14 protein-coding genes, 1 other RNA gene and 2 pseudogenes are annotated in these 19660 nt (G+C 39.8%); 5 read left to right on the top strand and 12 right to left on the bottom strand.

Annotated features, from left to right (window positions below; translation table 11 throughout):
* Positions 1–339: 339 nt before the first annotated feature.
* On the bottom strand, positions 340–1536 hold the full coding sequence (sbmA, locus tag FTU16_RS04250) for a peptide antibiotic transporter SbmA (protein WP_180162767.1): 1197 nt from the start codon (positions 1534–1536) through the stop codon (positions 340–342).
* A 456-nt stretch (positions 1537–1992) separates the two neighbouring features.
* Between sbmA and FTU16_RS04245 the strand changes: the two genes are divergently transcribed.
* Positions 1993–2187, top strand: a complete 195-nt coding sequence (locus FTU16_RS04245) for a hypothetical protein (RefSeq protein ID WP_180004283.1) — start codon at positions 1993–1995, stop codon at positions 2185–2187.
* Between the two features lie 151 nt (positions 2188–2338).
* Here FTU16_RS04245 and FTU16_RS04240 read toward each other — a convergent pair whose 3' ends face one another.
* The 5 genes and pseudogenes from FTU16_RS04240 to ssrA form a co-directional block, all read right to left on the bottom strand.
* On the bottom strand, positions 2339–5302 hold the full coding sequence (locus tag FTU16_RS04240) for a type I restriction endonuclease subunit R (protein ID WP_180162766.1): 2964 nt from the start codon (positions 5300–5302) through the stop codon (positions 2339–2341).
* Between the two features lie 213 nt (positions 5303–5515).
* A pseudogene (locus tag FTU16_RS16680) lies at positions 5516–6277 on the bottom strand (restriction endonuclease subunit S); the annotation flags it as partial.
* A pseudogene (locus FTU16_RS16675) lies at positions 6260–6751 on the bottom strand (restriction endonuclease subunit S); the annotation flags it as partial. The pseudogenes FTU16_RS16680 and FTU16_RS16675, both read right to left, overlap by 18 nt.
* On the bottom strand, positions 6751–8319 hold the full coding sequence (locus tag FTU16_RS04230; RefSeq protein WP_180162764.1) for a type I restriction-modification system subunit M: 1569 nt from the start codon (positions 8317–8319) through the stop codon (positions 6751–6753). The pseudogene FTU16_RS16675 and the gene FTU16_RS04230, both read right to left, overlap by 1 nt.
* A gap of 71 nt (positions 8320–8390) precedes the next feature.
* Positions 8391–8750, bottom strand: a transfer-messenger RNA (tmRNA) gene (gene ssrA / locus FTU16_RS04225).
* A 128-nt stretch (positions 8751–8878) separates the two neighbouring features.
* Here ssrA and glpK point away from each other — a divergent pair.
* On the top strand, positions 8879–10363 hold the full coding sequence (glpK, locus tag FTU16_RS04220; protein ID WP_180010036.1) for a glycerol kinase GlpK: 1485 nt from the start codon (positions 8879–8881) through the stop codon (positions 10361–10363).
* 72 nt (positions 10364–10435) lie between these two features.
* Here the strand turns inward: glpK and FTU16_RS04215 are convergent, their stop codons facing one another.
* The 3 genes from FTU16_RS04215 to FTU16_RS04205 all read right to left on the bottom strand — a co-directional run bounded on the left by FTU16_RS04215 (position 10436) and on the right by FTU16_RS04205 (position 13880).
* Positions 10436–11962, bottom strand: a complete 1527-nt coding sequence (locus tag FTU16_RS04215) for a DHA2 family efflux MFS transporter permease subunit (protein ID WP_180008247.1) — start codon at positions 11960–11962, stop codon at positions 10436–10438.
* Positions 11963–11968: 6 nt separating this feature from the next.
* Positions 11969–13120, bottom strand: coding sequence for an efflux RND transporter periplasmic adaptor subunit (locus FTU16_RS04210; RefSeq protein ID WP_180010034.1), 1152 nt, complete (start codon positions 13118–13120; stop codon positions 11969–11971).
* Positions 13121–13382: 262 nt separating this feature from the next.
* On the bottom strand, positions 13383–13880 hold the full coding sequence (locus FTU16_RS04205) for a thioesterase family protein (RefSeq protein ID WP_180004269.1): 498 nt from the start codon (positions 13878–13880) through the stop codon (positions 13383–13385).
* Between the two features lie 107 nt (positions 13881–13987).
* Between FTU16_RS04205 and hemB the strand changes: the two genes are divergently transcribed.
* Positions 13988–15001 carry a porphobilinogen synthase gene (gene hemB / locus FTU16_RS04200; protein WP_180162763.1) on the top strand — a complete coding sequence of 338 codons (1014 nt, stop codon included), beginning with the start codon at positions 13988–13990 and terminating at the stop codon, positions 14999–15001.
* A gap of 138 nt (positions 15002–15139) precedes the next feature.
* Entirely contained in the window at positions 15140–16264 is a 1125-nt protein-coding gene (thiO, locus tag FTU16_RS04195; protein ID WP_180134776.1) for a glycine oxidase ThiO, read from the top strand.
* Positions 16265–16285: 21 nt separating this feature from the next.
* Here the strand turns inward: thiO and FTU16_RS04190 are convergent, their stop codons facing one another.
* The 3 genes from FTU16_RS04190 to FTU16_RS04180 all read right to left on the bottom strand — a co-directional run bounded on the left by FTU16_RS04190 (position 16286) and on the right by FTU16_RS04180 (position 19076).
* Positions 16286–17221: a TIGR01777 family oxidoreductase gene (locus tag FTU16_RS04190; protein WP_180162762.1), complete on the bottom strand. Its 936-nt coding sequence runs from the start codon at positions 17219–17221 to the stop codon at positions 16286–16288.
* Positions 17222–17287: 66 nt separating this feature from the next.
* Positions 17288–17737 (bottom strand): ABZJ_00895 family protein, encoded by a 450-nt coding sequence (locus FTU16_RS04185; protein WP_180026562.1) that lies wholly within the window; start codon positions 17735–17737, stop codon positions 17288–17290.
* A 394-nt stretch (positions 17738–18131) separates the two neighbouring features.
* Entirely contained in the window at positions 18132–19076 is a 945-nt protein-coding gene (locus FTU16_RS04180) for a GGDEF domain-containing protein (protein ID WP_180004261.1), read from the bottom strand.
* Between the two features lie 169 nt (positions 19077–19245).
* Here FTU16_RS04180 and FTU16_RS04175 point away from each other — a divergent pair, with 169 nt between their 5' ends.
* A complete protein-coding gene (locus FTU16_RS04175; RefSeq protein ID WP_180004259.1) occupies positions 19246–19623 on the top strand; it encodes a VOC family protein in 378 nt (125 codons plus the stop codon).
* The last annotated feature ends 37 nt before the right edge of the window (positions 19624–19660 follow it).

The following is a 19660-nucleotide window of genomic DNA, read 5'->3' as shown; positions in this document are numbered from 1 at the left end:
TGTGCATATGTTGTTAATTTTAATTTGATGAATTTCACATTTTATTTAAGTGTATTTGTTTATCCTTGGTGAACGGTCATCATCGTTCCCTTTTAGGTTATTTCGCAAGCATTTATGTATCGCTATGTGCTTATCAAATCTGCCATCAGAACAAGCCTCTATTATTAATAATAATATAAAGCTGGGCCTATCCATGATTCGAGCGACAATATGGAATCGAGTAAAAAAACAGCTCATCTAAAAATATTAATCTATTGATTTTATTGAAATATATTAACTTAAAATTAAAGTCATAAAAAAACCTGCATTTTAGTGCAGGTCTATTTTAAACTTATAAAATCAATTATTAATTTTTTCTTCAAATGCTCTTAAACGCTTATAAATAGAAATCAGTTCGATAATGGTTGTCCATGAGGAAATCAGGTATTGGAAAGAATCACGTACACGCCCAAAGACATTTAATATTTGCATTAATATACCGAGCGTGATTGTTCCCGCTGCAATACTTGGGAACAATATAAAGAACCCATAAATATTATCAAGCTGCATATACCAAATACGAACCAGGTTGAAATAAGCATAGTGAAAATACAGTCTAAAATAATTAAATCGGACTTTAGTAAATAATTCTTTTAATGTGAGAGGGTCTGCTCGATCTGCATAATCTTCACCATAAACTAATTCTTTACGATATGCTGCTTCGACTTTTTGATTATTAAACTCCAAACCCGGTAGTTTATAACCCACCAACATTAAAATAACTGTCCCTAATACTGCCCAAAGAACTGCCGCCCAAACCAATGCATAGGCGATTTCCCCCACGACAGGTAATTTCTTTACATGTGTTGATAAAGTTAACAGCACAGGTAGAAATGCAATTAAGGTCATCACCGATTCAACTAAGCTAACTCCAAGTCCTTCTGTGGTTCTCGCAAAACGCATCGTGTCTTCTTGAATACGCTGTGAGGCACCTTCGATGGTTCTCAGTTTTTCCCAATGCGCTGTATAAAAGTCATTCATCGCAGTACGCCAACGAAAAACATAATGACTGACGAAAAACAGGTTCAATACCGCCAGTGTGACATACACCATGGCCACATAGAGAAAAGTCAGTATCTCAGAATATAGCATCGTCACTTCGCCCCCACCACCTGAAAGCATTTTCTGGATCAGGTCATAGAATGGGTTATACCAAGCATTGATCACGACATTACATTCCACACTAAACCAAACATTAAACAGAATAAGTGCGGTTCCCCACACTGACCATCGCTGCCAAGGATTATCTGATTTGATCTTCCAAAAGGCTGCAAAAAGCGCCGTTGCTACAAAAAACCAAACATAGAACCATAAAAATTTGGGACTCCAAAATCGGCTGACACCAATAGGTAGTTCTGCTTGATGATAATTTGCAGCTAAACCGAACATCGTACCCCAACTATTGCCACCGCTATACCACAAGACAATATTGATCACGAACCATATAAGGAATGATCCAAAAAACCATTTTGGATTTGGAAAAAAAGATTTAAACATTGGTCCTACATTTCCCTGAATCTTTGTTTTTAGTTTGAGTTGCTGATGATAAGTTTTATTTCATCAATTTTGTTATTCAGATTGAATATTTAACGCTGTTTAATCTGAAATTTAACAATCAAATACACGATGACACATCCTTCGGTTAGCTTAAGTATGAAAACTGAAGTTCACCTTAAATTCATTATTAATCATGCCCTTTTGATGATTTGGTCATTGTTTGTGGAACAAAAAACGCATCTTAAGCATACAGATACACTTAAAAAATTTGTAATTTTATAAATTTTCTTTGATATCAATAAATTAAAATCCATAAATTATTTAACCATTATTTAAACTTAAGTTATGGAATTCTCTAAAATATTTTCTGCGATGTAGCTCACGTCATTTACAAAACATGTTTCTTCGCCAATAATATGCTAAGTTCAATTAACAACCTATGCTTGGGGAAGTAAAATGGAAAGTGCAATTGTTGAATTACTCAAACCAATTACATTAAATAAAGAAAATTGCAGTCCTTTGGTTTTTGAAACTGGTACCGTTCTAAAAGTGATTATGCAAACGCCAGAAGGCCTTTTGGTAAGTAATGATGACAAATTTAACTTTGTGATTTCATTGAAAGATAAGAATGAAGTTTGGCGCGAAATTTAATTTTCGCCTCACTTTGTGATTTGTTTTTAAATCATATTTATTCTAAGAAATTTAATCATACAATTATTGAATAAACAGGATAAGGTTCTTAAATTCCATAAAAAAAGAATCCTCCTTTTAAGCAAATATTTTTCATAACTTAGCTTAACGTTTAAATCCGTAAATCATATTTTTCTAAAATCGCATTGGTTTTCTGATGCAATCCCTCAAAATAGACTTTACTCACCAGTGCTGAAGGCTTGTTTTTTGGCAATGGACGAATTTCATGTGCGTGCGGAAAACGTTCAGTAAAATCAAATCGTTTAACCACTTTTTTAAACTCATCCATCACAAGATTTTCATCTTTACAAAAAACATCGTAGGCTTGCTGTTTTTCTGCATCCCAAAACTGCTTAAATGCATCTTGAACACTTTGGCCATTCAGCATTCGTGGTATTTGTTCATCAATAAATTTCTGAATCAAATCCATTTTTTTATACATTTTTCGGTCATTACTGAGTAAAGATTGGAGTTGTTGCTGCTGTTTCGCTCTTTGAATCGAGGACGGTGGCGCAGCAGCAATCATATTTAATAATGTATAAATATAATCCTGATTTACATAATCACTAATAATAAAATCTAAAGCAAAATTCACGTCACGTAGCACTGAATCTTTTTCAACTGCTGTACCTTTATTTATTCTGTCATATAAATCTTTATATTTAGATTTATAGTCTTCAAGTTCTTGCGGCACTATAACTGCGTTATCAACATCAAAGTCTGTATACATTTTCAGTTGTGAATGTAGACGAATCACATCACGAAAAGCTTGAATAAACTGCAACTGCTGACTTTCGAGTTTTAGATCATCTACTGACTGACACTCAGGTGTTATTTTTCTTAATTCACTAACACACTTATTAAATTCTGCTAATTGTTGATCCAACGGTGGCACAATCACTTGCTCAAAATTTTGGTCGTCTGCAAAAGTAGAAAGAGCTTTATCTGTTGCCTGCTTTAAATTTCTAAAACACACGACATTACCAAAAGCTTTTGTTGGCTTATAAATACGGTTTGTACGCGAAAAAGCCTGAATTAAACCGTGATATTTTAAGTTCTTGTCGACATAAATCGTATTAAGTGGCAATGAGTCAAAACCTGTCAGGAACATATTCACCACCAACAGCAAATCAATTGGCGGACCTTTCAACTCCCCAACTTCTTTAGGTGGTTTAGGGACTTTGAAGTACTTAACGCGATCACCTAGATTTTTATAATATTCATAAAATCCTTCGTCACAGTTATAGCTAGTCAGATGGCGCGTATTAAATTCTGCAATGATCCGTTCAAGTTGCGCTTTACGCCCCATATCAACTTGACTCGGCTGTTCAAGTTCTTCTTCAGAAATCGTGCCTGTTGCAGAGTCATTGGCGTCGTTTGTCGTGTCCTGCGCTCCAAAAGAAAAAATCGTACCAATCACTAAAGGGGTATAAATTTCTTCCTTCTTGTCCGCTTCTGCAACCAACTCTGCTTGGACTTTGGCAAATATTGCATAATATTGAAGCAGGACATCTACTGAGCTGACACAAAACATTGAACAAAATTCGCGTTTTGCAGTTTTTTTGTCATGATTTTTTAAAATATAACGTACAATTTTTTCTAAGCGCTCAGGGTTGTCATACAGTTCTTTAGTATCGATGCCTTGTATTTTTTCATCACCTGCATTCACCTGATGAGCGGTAAATTGCCCCACATAATCAATTTGAAATGGTAAAACATTTTTATCTGCTATCGCATCGACAATCACATATTTATGCAGTCGTTTAGGGAATAGATATTCTGTGGTGTATTTCACGCCACCAATGCTTTGACAGTTCACAGGAAAAATAGGCGTACCTGTAAAGCCGAACATTTGTGCCTGCTTAAAGAAGCGCTTGATATTTTGGTGAGTATCACCAAATTGACTGCGGTGGCATTCATCAAAAATAAATACGACTTTTTTATCTGCCAAATCGGCGATCAATTCTCTGAATTTAGGGAGTGTAATTGCGTTATTCAGCTTTTGAATGGTCGTCACGACCAATTTATCTGTGAGTATATTGCTTTCATTTTTTCGTGAGTTCAGCCGTTTACCGATGAGCTGTTCGACCAATGTTTTGGTGTTGGTCGTTTGGTCTACGCAGTCGGGAACAAAGGCATTAAACTCTTTAGTGGTTTGATTATCTAGGTCTTTTCGGTCCACAACAAAAATTACTTTTTCTATTTCTGGCAACTGACGCATGATTTCACTGGCTTTAAATGCCGTGAGTGTTTTACCCGAACCCGTTGTATGCCAAATATAGGCATGATCGGTTGAGGTTTTCACATGCTGAATCATGTTTTCAACTGCATAGACTTGATAAGGTCGTAGCACCATTAAGCATTCATTGGTTTGATGCTGAACGATGTATTTACTGATCATTTTCGTAATATGTGCGGCGTTTAAAAATGCTTCGGTAAATTTACTCAAGTCATTAATAGCTTTGTTGTTTTCATCTGCCCACGGAAATGTGAAATCAAACAGTGGCGTACCGTGTGAATAATATAAGCAATTTACGCTGTTGCTAATGACAAAGAGCTGGATGTATCCAAACAGACCTTGTCCAGATGTATAGGCGTCTTTACTGTAGTTATGCACTTGGTGAAACGCTTGTGCGATTTCTACGCCACTACGCTTAAGTTCAACTTGTACCAACGGAAAGCCGTTGATCAATAGCGTGACATCAAAACGGCTGGTTTCTGTACCGTCATCGCCATATTGAACAGTCACTTGATTGGTGACCTGAAAGATGTTTTTTGTTGCGTCATCGCTTAAAAAACGCAGTGTTTGGGTCGTACCATCATCATGTTTAAGCTGATATGAACCACGTAAAAGTTTGGCTTTGCCGAAAATCGTATGTTCGCTGCTCAGGTAATTCCACACCTGTTCCCATTGCTCATGTGTGAGTGGTGCAGTCAGTGCGTTAAATTTTTCTATTTGATTTTTTAAGTTTGCGAGTAAGGCTGTTTCGTTTCTATACTGAACACGTTCGTACCCTAAAGTTGTTAAGTGCTCTATAAATTGGTTTTCGAGTTCAAGTTCTTTTTGGGTCGACATTTATAATACTGCTCAGTTTTTAACTATTGGTATGTATATCTTTTGATTCTAATAGATTTATTATATTTTTCAATCTTTTAAATTCATCAAATAAACATCTAAACTGATGATACAGATCACTGTTTTTTCTTTTAGGAGTCCTTCAGTACTTTCTTAAATAAAAAAATTCCCACATTTGAATAAATGCAGGAATTTTATAAAACCATATAACAATCACACAAACATTTGCTGTAACAAGCCTTTTTTCCACTGTTTAGCTTGTTCAATTTGCTGTGCAACAATTTCAATTTTTTGGTCAATGGCAGTTAGGAAGTTGGCGATTTTGGTTTGTTCTTCTAAACAAGGAATAACTACCACCGTATTGCCAACCTCTTGTTGTCCAATTGTGGTCATAGTTGCAGTTTTACCACCTTGAATTAATTGCTTACGAACATAAGACATTTTTAAACAATAGTTCAAAAATTTAGAACTAACACGATCCAAATCTGGACTTAATTTTATTAAATGTCCATCATAGGTAATATCATCACTATTCCCTAAATATACATTTGAAAATGCAATTCCTTCTTTGACTAATGAAGACCGTGTAAAGAAAATATCGCCATACTGAACTTTATTTTTTTCAAACTCTTTCTTATCTAAATCCAATAAATTCAATCTTTTTTCATCAATATCTCTACTAATATACATATCTAAAACGTTAATTAATTTGTAGCCTTTACCAACCTTATTTTGATCATTAAAAACTCCATTATTTAATGATTTATCTTTTGCTATATCAAAAATTTTTAAACTCACCCACTCCCGAAACTCACTTCCATCATCCGCTTTAAAACGAATCTGTTGACTAAACAGTTTTTGCATCATGCCTTGTTTATATTGGCTCAGCAGTTCATGTTTTTGGGTCAGTTGGTTAATTTTTTCATCCACAGCGGAAAGAAAAAAAGCAATTTGGGTTTGTTCTTCTTTGTGTGGACAAAAAAAATCAGAACTCCTCACCGTTGCCAATGATAAGTTTTTTATAGTCGTTCCTGTTAGTTCGGAATTAAAAGTTTTTTTAAGCAGAGGAGATTGCAATATTTGATAAACAAAAAACTTATCAACTGTCTGTTTTAAATTAATAAAACAAACACTTTTTCCTAACAGGAGTTTTTCATTTTGATAAAAAGCTAAATTTCCAATAGTCCCATTAATTGATAAAAAAATGGTTTGATTCGATAAATTTTGTTTATACTTTTGAAATTCAGAAACATTAATTCGTTTCGTATTTTCATTAATAGTAACGACACCATCTATTAAGTTATTACCATTAATAAATGGAATCTCACCTTGATTATCATAATCAGGAGTCGCATGAATACCATCCCCAATTTTATCTGATAATAAGCCTAATGACGTATTAGTCCAATCCGCTTTAAACTCTTTAAACCGCAATTTAGGCGAAGCCATTACTTCACCTCCGCAAACGGAGAATCAATCCCTAACTCTTTACAAAAACCTGCAATCACCGCATCAGTTTTTTGACTTTCAACTTCTAAGGCTTGAAGCTGTTTCGCTATTGCATCTAAATCAATTTCAGCTTCGGCTTCAAAAGTATCGACATAACGCGGAATATTCAAATTGTAATCATTGTCAGCAACTTCTTGCAGACTCGCTACGTAGGCATATTTTTCAATATTCTGACGGTTTTCAAATGCACCAATAATATTGTCTAAATGCTCTGGCAAAAGCTTGTTTTGATTCTTTTGCTTATCAAACTCGTTACTCGCATCAATAAATAAAATATTGTCGCTATGCTCACGGTTTTTCTTCAACACCAACACACAAGTCGGAATAGTCGTGCCATAGAAAATATTGGCAGGCAAACCAATAATCGTATCAATCACATTTAACTTTTCAATTAGATGCTTACGAATATGCCCTTCACTCGAACCACGGAACAAAACCCCATGCGGCAGTACAATCGCCAAAGTCCCATTTTCATCTAACTGATAAAGCATGTGCTGTAAAAACGCCATATCGGCCTTAGAACTTGGGGCTAACTTACCAAAATCACGGAAACGCGGATCGCTTAAGTATGACTCACTCGCAGACCATTTAGCAGAAAATGGTGGATTCGCTACAATCGCATCAAATTTCAGTTCCATATGCTGTGGACGTTTTAAAGTATCTTCCTGCTTAATTTCAAACTTTGAATAATGCACATCATGCAAAATCATGTTCATGCGCGCCAAGTTATAGGTCGTACGATTCATTTCTTGACCATAAATCGCATCCACATCGCCGACTTCACGCTTTACACGTAGCAATAAAGATCCTGAACCGCAAGTCGGGTCATATACACTGCGTAGACGTTCTTTACCTAAGGTGACAAGTTTTGCAAGCAAAGTCGAAACCATTTGCGGTGTATAAAACTCACCTGCTTTTTTACCAGCACCTGAAGCAAATTCACCAATGAGAAACTCATAAGCATCGCCTAAAATATCAGACTCAGTATTCGACAGATCAAAATTAATATCGTCTAAATGTACGATCACACGGCTAATCAGCTCATTGCGGTCATCAGGCGTATTTCCTAACTTGGTCGAACTTAAATCCATGTCTTCAAACAAATGCGAAAAATCATCTGCCGCATCTGTACGCAATGTACTTTGCTCAATTGCCTTAAGGGTTTTAATTACATCATCCAAAATATATTTTTTTGCTCGAGCCAATGTTGCCATACTATGGAACAATTCTTGTGGTGCTAAGAAGTAGCCCATACTCGCAAGACATTCTTCACGCACAGCACTCAAATATGCTTGATTAATTTCAGTATCTTCGACCAATTCTGCAAACTTAATTTGATCCGGCGCCAAAATGTCGTTGGCATTATTTTGAATTTTTTCAGACAAATATTTGTAGAAGATCAAGCCCAAAATGTAATCACGGAATTCATCTGCCCCCATTTTACCGCGCAAAGTATTGGCAATATTCCAGAGTTGTTTTTGCAGTTCTTGAAGCTGGACTTGAGTCATTGTTGTACCAAAAAATGTTTTTAATTAATCATAAAAAAAGCCGAACCCGAAGGTTCGACTTTTTTGAATTTTGGTGGAGATGGCGGGAGTTGAACCCGCGTCCGCCAGCACTACGCTCGAGAATACTACATGCTTAGATATCGTCTATTGATTTAGCTCTTTGTGACCCGACGAACAGGGTACAAATCGCGATCCTTTAAGATTTAGTATAAGACCCCAAGGCTTGATCTTATACGGACTTGTGTGCGTTCGCTTCAGTCGGGACCCCTAACCACAAGTATTCAGGGATGCGGACAAGCTGCCCTTAGGCAGCTAGAGCGTAAGTTTCGTCGTTTGCGACTAAAATATGCAAATTTGATTTACGAGAGAAAATGCGCTCTCGACATGCATCTATGAGTTTCATCACCAGCGTCGAAGCCAGAAACATCCCCAAAGTAGCGTCATCATAGCATAACTGCAAAAAATTGCGATGCAATTTTGAAACAATTACACATTGATCTGCGCTTAATTACATAATTGCGTTAATATTTTATTTTTCAAGACCGCAAAAGAAAAATATATGAGCTATTTATTGGCACTCGATCAAGGAACGACTTCAAGTCGTGCGATCATTTTTAACGAACATGGACAAGTTCAAGCTACAGCTCAACGGGAAACCCATATTCAAACCCCACATTCGGGTTGGGTGGAGCAAGATGCTCAGGAAATTTGGAGTACCCAAATTGCCGTCGTACAGCAAGCGCTCGCTTCTGCCCGTATCCTCGCCAAAGACATTAAAGCCATTGGCCTGACCAATCAGCGTGAAACCACTGTGGTTTGGGATAAACGCACAGGTCAACCGCTCGCTCCTGCAATTGTCTGGCAAGACCGCCGTGCAACCGAGTGGTGTGGGCAACTAACTCAACAAAACCTCAATGACCTCATTCACAAAAAGACCGGTTTACGTATCGACCCCTATTTTAGTGCTGGGAAATTGGTCTGGTTATTAGAACACACCCAAGGTCTACGTGAACTCGCAGAGCAAGGTCATGTGGCTTTCGGCACGATTGACAGTTGGTTGGTGTGGAACCTGACACAAGGTGCAGAGCATGTGATTGAAGCCAGCAATGCCTCACGAACCATGCTAATGAACTTGCAGCAACAAGCTTGGGATGAAGAACTCTTAGAATTATTTGATATTCCCCTGTCAGTCCTTCCTAAAATCATCAGTTCAGATGAATATATTGCAGATACCGCCACAGGTTTACTTGGCGCAAACATTCCCATTACCGGCATTTTAGGTGATCAGCAATCCGCGCTATTTGGACAGTCCTGTTTTGAAGCAGGAACAGCAAAAAATACCTATGGTACTGGCTGTTTCATGCTTTTTAATACCGGCACCGAAGTTCAATATAGCCATAATAAATTACTCTCGACACTTGCATGGCAAGCTCAAGGTCAAACCCATTATGCACTAGAAGGTAGTGTGTTTATGGCTGGCGCAATCGTGCAATGGCTAAGAGATGGTTTAGGGATTATTCAAAAAAGCAGTGATGTTGAAAAACTAGCATGCCAAGTGGAGCATACCGATGGCGTGGTTTTGGTTCCAGCCTTTACTGGACTAGGTGCTCCGCATTGGGACAGTGATGCCCGCGCCCTCCTATGTGGAATGTCACGTGGTACCAATAAATCCCACATTGCTCGAGCCGCCCTAGAGGCCATTGCCTTTCAAGTGTCGGATGTGTTGACCGCCATGCAGTCAGATCTGTCTAGTCCACTTAAAGAACTCCGAGTCGATGGCGGTGCCAGTAGCAATGATATGCTGATGCAATTTCAGGCCGATATTTTAAATGTGCCTGTACTGCGTCCTAAACTTTTAGAATCAACAGCATGGGGCGCTGCCGCAATGGCTGGACTCAAAGCGGGTGTGTTTTCAAATCTTGATGAAATTGCCGCATCATGGCAATTAGAACGTGCTTTTGAACCAAAAATGAATGCTGATCAACGTGAATTTCATTTGGCTCAGTGGCAGTCTGCACTCAAACGGGCGCGCTCGGACCTTTAATTTTTTTCAATCAACACCGTATGCAATAAAAAAAACCGCTCATTTGAGCGGTTTTTTTATACTTGATAATATTTAATGTGCATGACCACCACCCACACCTGCTTTAGGTCGTGGACAGAGCCAAATGATCAGTGCAGCGAATATAAAGACACCTGCCAAGACTAAGAACACATGATTGGCTGAAAGCGTTAAGGCTTCTTTATCCACCAAACTGGAGATATATCCCAAAGCAGCTTCTGAACTCATTCCATGATTCACCAAGGTATTTTGTACCTCAGTAACATGTAAATTACTGACCATTTCACTGCGTGCGACTTTGGTGTGATCATCCCAAATGGTTACTGCAATCGACGCTCCAATTGCCCCTGCCATGGTTCTTAAGAAGTTCATCAATCCTGCTGCAGATGCCATGTCTTGTGGCAGTACCGATGCCAAGGCCATATTGGACAAAGGAATAAAGAAAAATGGCACGGCAAAACCTTGTAATATTTGCGGTAAAGCCAAAGCCATAAAGTCTGCATCCGTGGTCCAAAAGGCGCGCATAAGAGTTACACCGCCCAAGATACTTAAACCAAAACTCGCTAAAGCACGTTGATCGTATTTGGTTGCAAGCTTCGCAACAATTGGCGACATGGTCAGACTACCGACGCCCATCGTTGCAGTGAGATAGCCTGCCCACGTTGCGGTATAGCCCAAGTTGATCTGTAACCACTGCGGAATCAGGACAATACTCCCGAAGAAGGCACCAAAACCAAAGGCCAAAGCCAAGACCGAAATGGTAAAGCTTCGGTACTTAAACAGCAGTATATTCACCACAGGATGCCGCTCAGTCAGCTCCCAAATCGTAAAAACGATCAACCCGACAAATGCCGTCAGTGCCAGTACTACAATAAATGGATGATTAAACCAATCTCGTTCATGGCCTAAGTCCAACATCAATTGCAAGGCACCGATCCACAACACCAACAGCAGCAAGCCACCGCGGTCAATTTTCAATTTCTGTGTTGGAGTTTCAGCCGTTTTCAATAAGCGCATCGCTGCGATAGCACAACCGATTCCGACAGGAATATTGATAAAGAAAATCCAATGCCAAGATAAATTATCACTGATCGTACCACCCAAAATTGGACCTAAAATAGGGCCAACTACAGTGGTCATTGCCCACATCCCCATGGCTTGGGATTGCTTTTCAGGAGGGAAAATGCGCATTAACAACGTTTGGCTCAGTGGCATAATCGGACCACCAAACAAACCTTGCCCAATTCGGCAAAACACCAACATTTCCAAACTGGTCGATAAACCACACAGTATCGAAAATACCGTAAAGCCAAACAGGCTGATCACAAAAACCCGTACAGAACCAAAGCGTCCAGCGAGCCAACCGGTTAATGGCACACAAATCGCTTCTGCCACAGCATAGGAGGTAATGACCCATGTCCCTTGGGATGCCGATACTGCAAGGCTACCGGTAATATGCGGCACAGATACATTGGCAATGGTCATGTCGAGCACAACCATAAAGTTCGCCAATGCCAAGACCAAGGCAGCGAGAATCAGACGACCACCTTTTAGGTCAGTCATTTGCATTTGCTGATTCATAGGCAATTACTTCGATTTCAGGTCAATCGTCGCTTCCATAGACAGCCCCACACGGAGTGGATGTTCTGCCAACTCTTTTGGATCTAAACGAATCCTCACAGGTAAACGCTGAACCACTTTAATCCAGTTCCCTGTGGCATTTTGCGCAGGAATCAAGGCAAATGCTGAACCTGTACCACCAGAAAAACCAGTGACTATGCCATTAAATTTAACTTTGTCACCATACAGATCAGACGTCAGTTCAACTTTTTGACCCGCTTGCACCCCTGCCAATTGGCTTTCTTTAAAGTTGGCATCGACATATAACTGAGAGACTGGCACCACCATCATTAATGACGTTCCCGGTGCAATGCGTTGCCCAACTTGAATATTACGACGTGTCACCACACCATCAAAAGGTGCTTTGATTTGTGTACGTTCTAAGTCCAACTGGGCTTGTTGTAAACGTGCTTGCGCAACTAAAACATCTGGGGTTGAGTTTTCATTGCTGTCTTGAATTAATGCATCATTCGCAGCTTTATTACTTTGTGCCGCTTTTTGACTAGATTTGGCTTGAGCGAGCCCTGCTTGAGCCACATCAAAGCTGGCTTTAGCGGTATTCACAGCACTTTGCGCTGTGCTTAATTCTTCTTTAGAAATCGCACCCGAAGCAGCCAATTGTTGACGACGTTGTAATTCATCTTGTGCTTTATTCAGATCGGCTTGTGCTTTGGCGACTTGTGCGCTTGCACTATGAATCGCATCATCACTGACAAAGATTTGTGAGTTTAAAGAGCTACTATTCGCCGCAGTTTGTTTGTATTGGCGTTTTGCTTTAAGTAATTCAGCCTGTGCCTGAGCTAAGGCAATTTCAGCATCACGAGCATCAATGCGAACAAGCACATCGCCTTTTTTCACTTGCTGCGTATCACTCACCAAAACCTCTGCCACTTGCCCCGTGACCATCGAGGTAATCGACGCTGTTTCTGCACCGACATAGGCATTATCGGTACTGACGGAATGATTTAGAAATATTGACCAAATCAAATACATCACCAAAGCAATCACGATCAATACAGCCACTATACCAAGGCCTTTTTTTCTGCGTGCTTTTAATTCCTGATCGGTGGGCTGCTCTGTAGATGGGGTTTCTGGCAGGTTACTAACGGTATCTGTCATAGATTTGTCCTAAATCTAGCAGACTTGGTCATGGCATCATGAGCTTTGCAAAGCATGTCAACTTTGCTGTCAGATAATGGTGTCGTGAGAAAGTCTATCTTCTTCAATTTTCCGGCATTTTAAAGCTAAAAAATCATATCCTGAGAATAGAAAATGTAACTCGTCAGTCTTTTTTTCGTCGGCAACAGGATAAAATCATGCCCTGCTGCCAATACTGGACTTTATTTTTTCATCATTTTGAATGTGTTAACTTAAAAATGGCTTAATAAGCATACGATGCAATCGCCGTTGCAATCGCTTTACCTTCATCATTAACCATGGTCATACGCATAGTGCAACCCTTACGGCCTAAACGTAAGGTTTCAGCTCGTGCAACGAAATACTGTCCACGTCCTGGCGCCAAATAATCCACACGCATATCGACGGTCGCTAAGCGAGATACCTTTTTACTCGTTTCTGCTAGATCTTCAGCTGTGGCCTTTTTATACAATTCTGCCATTGCAGAGATACCACCGATACTGTCGAGTAAAGTTGCCGCAACACCACCATGTAAAATTTGGAATGCGACATTTCCAATTAGATTACTGGCCATGTCGACACGTGCTTCGATCTGACCATCGATCACCGTCATTTTCATTGCATTGTGTACAAAAAATGGGGAGCTGTTAAATGCTTGAGCAATGTTATTTAATAAAGTATCGATTTCAATCTTCGAGTTTAGGTCAATATTACCGGTCCAACTCTTATTTACATCTGTCATAGCCTACTCGAATCGCTGTCATTGAATAAAAAAATAATACGGGGTGCGCCAAACCCTCATTATGCGTCTACAATAGTCAAAGTTTAATACTGATCAATGAGATTGTTATGACCTATACGTTCAATCGTCCAGCTTTTCCTGCCACCCGCATGCGTCGCATTCGTAAAAATGACCAGCTTCGTGCCATGGTGCGTGAAACTCAACTGACGACTGATCATCTCATTTATCCAGTATTTGTGTTGCCAGGCCAGAAACAAACTCAAGACATTCCAAGCATGCCAAACGTACAACGTTTATCTGCTGACTTGTTACTAAAAAAGGCAGAACGTTTACTCGAATTGGGTGTTTCAAAATTAGCATTATTCCCTGTTACCCCACAGGAAGATAAAAGCTTAACGGCTGAAGCAGCTTGGCGTGAAGATGGCTTAGTCCAAAGCACCATCCGATTATTAAAAAAAGAACTACCAGAAATGGTTCTCATCACTGATGGTGCGCTCGACCCATACACCACACATGGTCAAGACGGTATCATTGATGATACCGGCTATGTACTGAATGATGAAACCGTTGAATGCTTAATTAAACAAGCGCTCAGCCATGCCGAAGCGGGTGCAGATGTAGTTGCACCAAGTGACATGATGGATGGTCGTATCGGTGCAATCCGCCAAGCGCTTGAAGCCAATGGCCATATCTATACCAACATCATGGCTTATTCTGCAAAATATGCGTCTAGCTTCTATGGTCCATTCCGTGATGCGGTAGGTTCTTCAAGCAACCTCAAAGGTGGCAATAAATACAATTACCAAATGGACATCGGTAACCGTGCTGAAGCTTTACATGAAATAGCACTCGATATCCAAGAAGGCGCCGACATGGTGATTGTAAAACCGGGTATGCCGTATTTAGATATCGTCCGTGAAGTCAAAGATAATTTCGGTGTTCCAACATTTGTCTATCAAGTGAGTGGCGAATACGCCATGTTGGCAGGTGCCATTCAAAATGGTTGGCTGTCTGAAAACGTGATTATCGAATCGCTTATGAGCTGCCGCCGTGCAGGTGCAGATGGGATCTGGACTTACTTTGCTGAAGATGCAGCACTCATGTTGAAAGACATGAAATAACCTGCAAAGCCTTCCTGAAATGGTAACGTTCAGGAAGGCTTTTTTTATATCTGTAAAATTTAAAAAACAGTCTTGGAAGAAAAACTTCGGCGTTGCTGAAGTTAAGATCAAACTCATACATTCATCGGTTAAAAGAACATGAATATTGCCATTATTGGGGCGGGTATTAGTGGTTTACTCAGCGCATTAGAACTGGTTGAACGCGGTTGTACGGTGACGATTTTCGACCAACAACGCACAGGTTCTGCCGCATCATGGGCTGGTGGTGGCATCCTCTCCCCGATGTATCCTTGGCGATATCCCAATGAAGTCAATGCGCTCGCACGTTATGGCAAGCAGAGCTACCAAAAATGGAATGAAAAATTAAAACCTATGACTGGGATTGATTTTGAAATTCATGAAACTGGCATGTTGATTTTTGATGAAGATGATTTTGAAATTGGCTTAGATTATTCCCGTTTGCACCAAGACCCAATGCAACACGCTGATTATTTACAATCCGATCAAATTGAGCAGATTAATCCTCACATTTCAGCACGCTTTGCACATGGCATTTATTTTTCGCAATTAGCCAACATCCGTAATCCACGACTTTTGCAGTCATTAACGGCTTATTTACAGCAGCATCCCAAAGTTCAGATTTATGAACATTGTCTGATCCACCAATTAAACCGTACGGACAATCGTATCCAGTCCATCACCACCGCAGATGGTACACAACATACAGCAGATCAATTCGTTATTGCCACGGGCGCTTGGTCAGCCGCGTGGAGTGAACAACTGGACATTGAGATACCCGTACAACCCGTACAGGGACAAATGCTTCTCTTTAAAACCCCGCAGAACTGGTTGCCGACCATGTGCATGAATAAAGTCATGTACTTGATTCCACGCCAAGACGGTCATGTGGTTTGCGGCTCAAGTATGCGCCAATGTGGCTTTGATACTCAGACAACAAATACAACCTTGCAGCATATTCAAGAATCATGCTTTGACATGGTGCCAGAGCTTGCCAACTTTCCGATTGTGAAATCTTGGGCTGGCCTGCGTCCATCTTCCCCTGAAGGGATTCCGTATATTGGGCAGATGCCAAATTTCGACAATCTATGGGCAAATTTTGGGCATTTTAGAAATGGTTTATGTATGGGACCTGCTTCAGCTCAGTTATTGGCTGAACTGATGACTGGGGAAACGCCTTCATTCAATGCAGACAACTATAGTCCAACTCGCCTGTTTCAAGATGCATTGTTAAGCGTCGAATAATGGTCAATAGGTCAAATTCAACTAAGCCAATAAATCCTGCAAGGCTTCTTTTAACGTCGGAAATTTAAACTCAAAGCCTTGCTGTAATAAAGCAGCTGGCTGAACCAGTTGACCATTTAAAATTAATTGCGATTGCTCACCCAATAAAATTTTAAAAACAATTGCAGGCACATTGAGCCACGGCTTTTTCGCTAATTGACGTGCTGCAATCTGCGCAAATTGAGCCTGTGTCGATTTTTCAGGCGCAACTAAATTAAAAATATGCGGATCGATTGGCGTGGGTTCAAGCAATGCATGTTTTTTCTCTGCTTGTTTCATTAAAAACAGCATACTTCGGATCATATCTTGTATATGTATCCACACAAAAGGCTGCCGACCGGAACCTATTTTGTTGACCAAATTGAGCTGAATCGGTCGCAGCATTTGCGGTAAGATTCCGCCACCTTCAGCCAAGACCACACCTAGTCGTGTGATAATGGTATTTTGTTCAGGAAATTGGCGTGTGACTTGCTCCCAACTTTGGCATAGCTCTGACATAAAAATGGCTTGTGGTGCAGTATTTTCATCGCACACTTTTGTCCATTGTTCTTCAATATCAATACCATAATAGCCAACAGCCGAACCTGAAATAATGCATTTCGGAAAAATTTTACGTTTACGTAAATATTGATACAGCGCTTCTGTGGTTTTGACCCGACTTTCTAATAATTGCTGTTTACGCGTCTCTGTCCAGCGACCTTTGCCGATACTTTCACCTGCAAGATTAATCACATAATCAATTCGGTCATGAGGAATTTGATCGAGCTGCTGTACCCAAGTTAAATGTGGTGATTTAGAAATACGCCCAGCCTTACGACTGAGCCCAATCACTTTATAATCCGCAGCTAAAAGTGCCTTGATGAGATGTGTGCCAATAAAACCGCTGCCACCCGTCAGCAGTACTGTGGGCTGATGCATAATTTGTTCTTATCTATATGAAATAATACTGTTATCTATAGAACAAGATCACCAGATGATCAAGCTTTATGCGCCAAACTTTTGAGAAGCCATCCGCTGTGCTTGCGGACCATAAAACCAATAGGTGATTAAATACAAAGGGATAGCCATCAGTAATAACATGATCACCATTAAACTCATAAACTGAGGATGTTGAACATAGAGCATTAAATTTTGCCAAATTTCAGGATCTTTTCTTGAAAAAATTACGATACCCAAAAGTACAAAAGCTAAATTATATAACCAAAAAATCAGGCTAAAACCTAAGGTAAATTTTTTACGTTCTGCCTGTGTCGGTGCTCTCTGGTTTTTATTTAAAAACCGAAATAACACCACGATCATGGCAATCAGGTAGGGTACGACCGTTAAAATACCGCCTAAACCCTGTGGCAATAATGCAGCGATCACACCGCAAATACAGGTCATGATTAAACAAATGAAAAAAAACAAGAAAAAATAACGTGTTAAAGACACCATAACCCTAACCCAAGAAGAAGTTGACACCTAGTATAAAAAAAAATGCATTTTTTTTCATTTTCATGTCAACCAATCTGTAATCAGCTACGTTATATAGGGTACAAGGTCTGTAGCAACCGATGATTTGGACGGCATCCACAATGTTTCGGTGACCTTTTTAAAAGCAATAAGTTTCATTTTGAATTTAAGTATGAACAGCAGCCATCACTTAAATTTAAAATCGATTTTTTGACCGACGATTTCATCATCACTCGAATCGTCGGTCTTTTATTTTGTGCCTTATGTATTCAGCATTTAATTTTTATATTCTACACCAAAAAAAATCAGCCGATAAAATATCGACTGACTAAAAACTTGCTGCAACTTTAAAATAAGTCACAACAGCAAAGCCATGTTATGCAGCACAATAGCGATTACGCCCCTGTCTTTTCGCTACATAAAGGTTTTTATCGACCTGATCCAAAAATTGCATTCGATTATCTAGATCTGATGGAATAATGGTTTTTACCCCCATGCTGAGTGTGACGAGTTCAGACACCGCTGAAGCTTTATGCGGTAATCGTGCAGCACGCACGGCCTCCATAATTCTATCGGCCATCACTGCTGCTGCTGCCTCATTGGTTTCTGGTAAAATCCAAGCAAATTCCTCACCACCAAAACGCGCGACTAAATCACGAGGTCGTGTACAACAAGATTCCAAACTTTTCGCAATTTGACGCAGACATGTATCCCCAATCACATGACCATTCAAGTCGTTGTATTGTTTAAAATAATCCAAATCGATCAGAATTAAACTCAGTGGCTTTTGTGTGCGTATCGCGTTCAACCATTCGCGTTGATAAAAGTCATCAAACAAACGTCGATTGGCAATACCGGTTAAGCCATCTTTATATGAATATTCTTCGAGCTGACGTTGCAATTTTTGTAACTGTTCTTCTTGTTTTTTACGTTCGGAAATATCAAACATAAATCCTACGAGGCAATCTACATCACCATTTGGTTTACGCACGACATGCACAACATCACGTATCCAAAGATATGAACCATCCTCTTTAAGTGCGCGATAATCTGCCTCATGATCTATACCAGCCATCGACTGCGAAACACAATAATTCAGCACAAAATCACGGTCTTCCTCATGCATACGTGATGCCCAGTCCTGAACGGTGCGCCAAGTATTTTGCTTCCAACCGAGCAACTTTTCAATTTGCGGTCCAATATAGCTGAATGTTTTACTGTCCCAATCAATACACCAAGGAATGGCTAATGTAGACTCTAATAAAGTCTTATACACCATACTATTTGCAAGTTTTTCTTCATCAAAAGGATTATTTGGCATGTTGCATCTCCTGCTACCCCAAATGCAGGTAATACACCTGCTGTACAACAATTGATCTATATACAGGATTAGAACAACATTTTATATTCCTAGTTCTTGGTATTTTTTAGCCTAATTTCAAATCTCTGCTATTTGAAATGTGCAATCCATCAAACAAAGAGTAATAACAATGAACCAGCTCTGCTATTTTGAAATTCAAAGCTCCGATCCAAAGCGTGAAGTTGCCTTTTATTCTGCGGTTTTCGGTTGGTCATTTATCCCAGTTGAAGGGCTACCGATTCAATACTTCCGTATTGAAACTCAAGGCATTCATGGTGGCCTCTTAGAGCGCCCTGCTCAGACTCCACCAACGCACTGCGGCACCAATGCATTTACCTGTAGTTTTGAAGTTGAAGATTTCGACCATATCGCTGAGAAAATTTTGGCGCAGGGTGGTCAAATTGCCATGGAAAAATTTGCGATTCCTGGTCAATGTTGGCAAGGCTATTTCTTAGACCCAGACCACAATACCTTTGGCCTCGTACAAGTCGATTCAAATGCACAGTAACAGCTTAGATTGATGACCTTGTAACTGTCGAGAACGA

The organism is Acinetobacter sp. YH12069 (assembly GCF_013419675.1).
GTDB lineage: Bacteria > Pseudomonadota > Gammaproteobacteria > Pseudomonadales > Moraxellaceae > Acinetobacter > Acinetobacter amyesii.
This window is presented reverse-complemented; position numbering and strand designations above follow the sequence as displayed.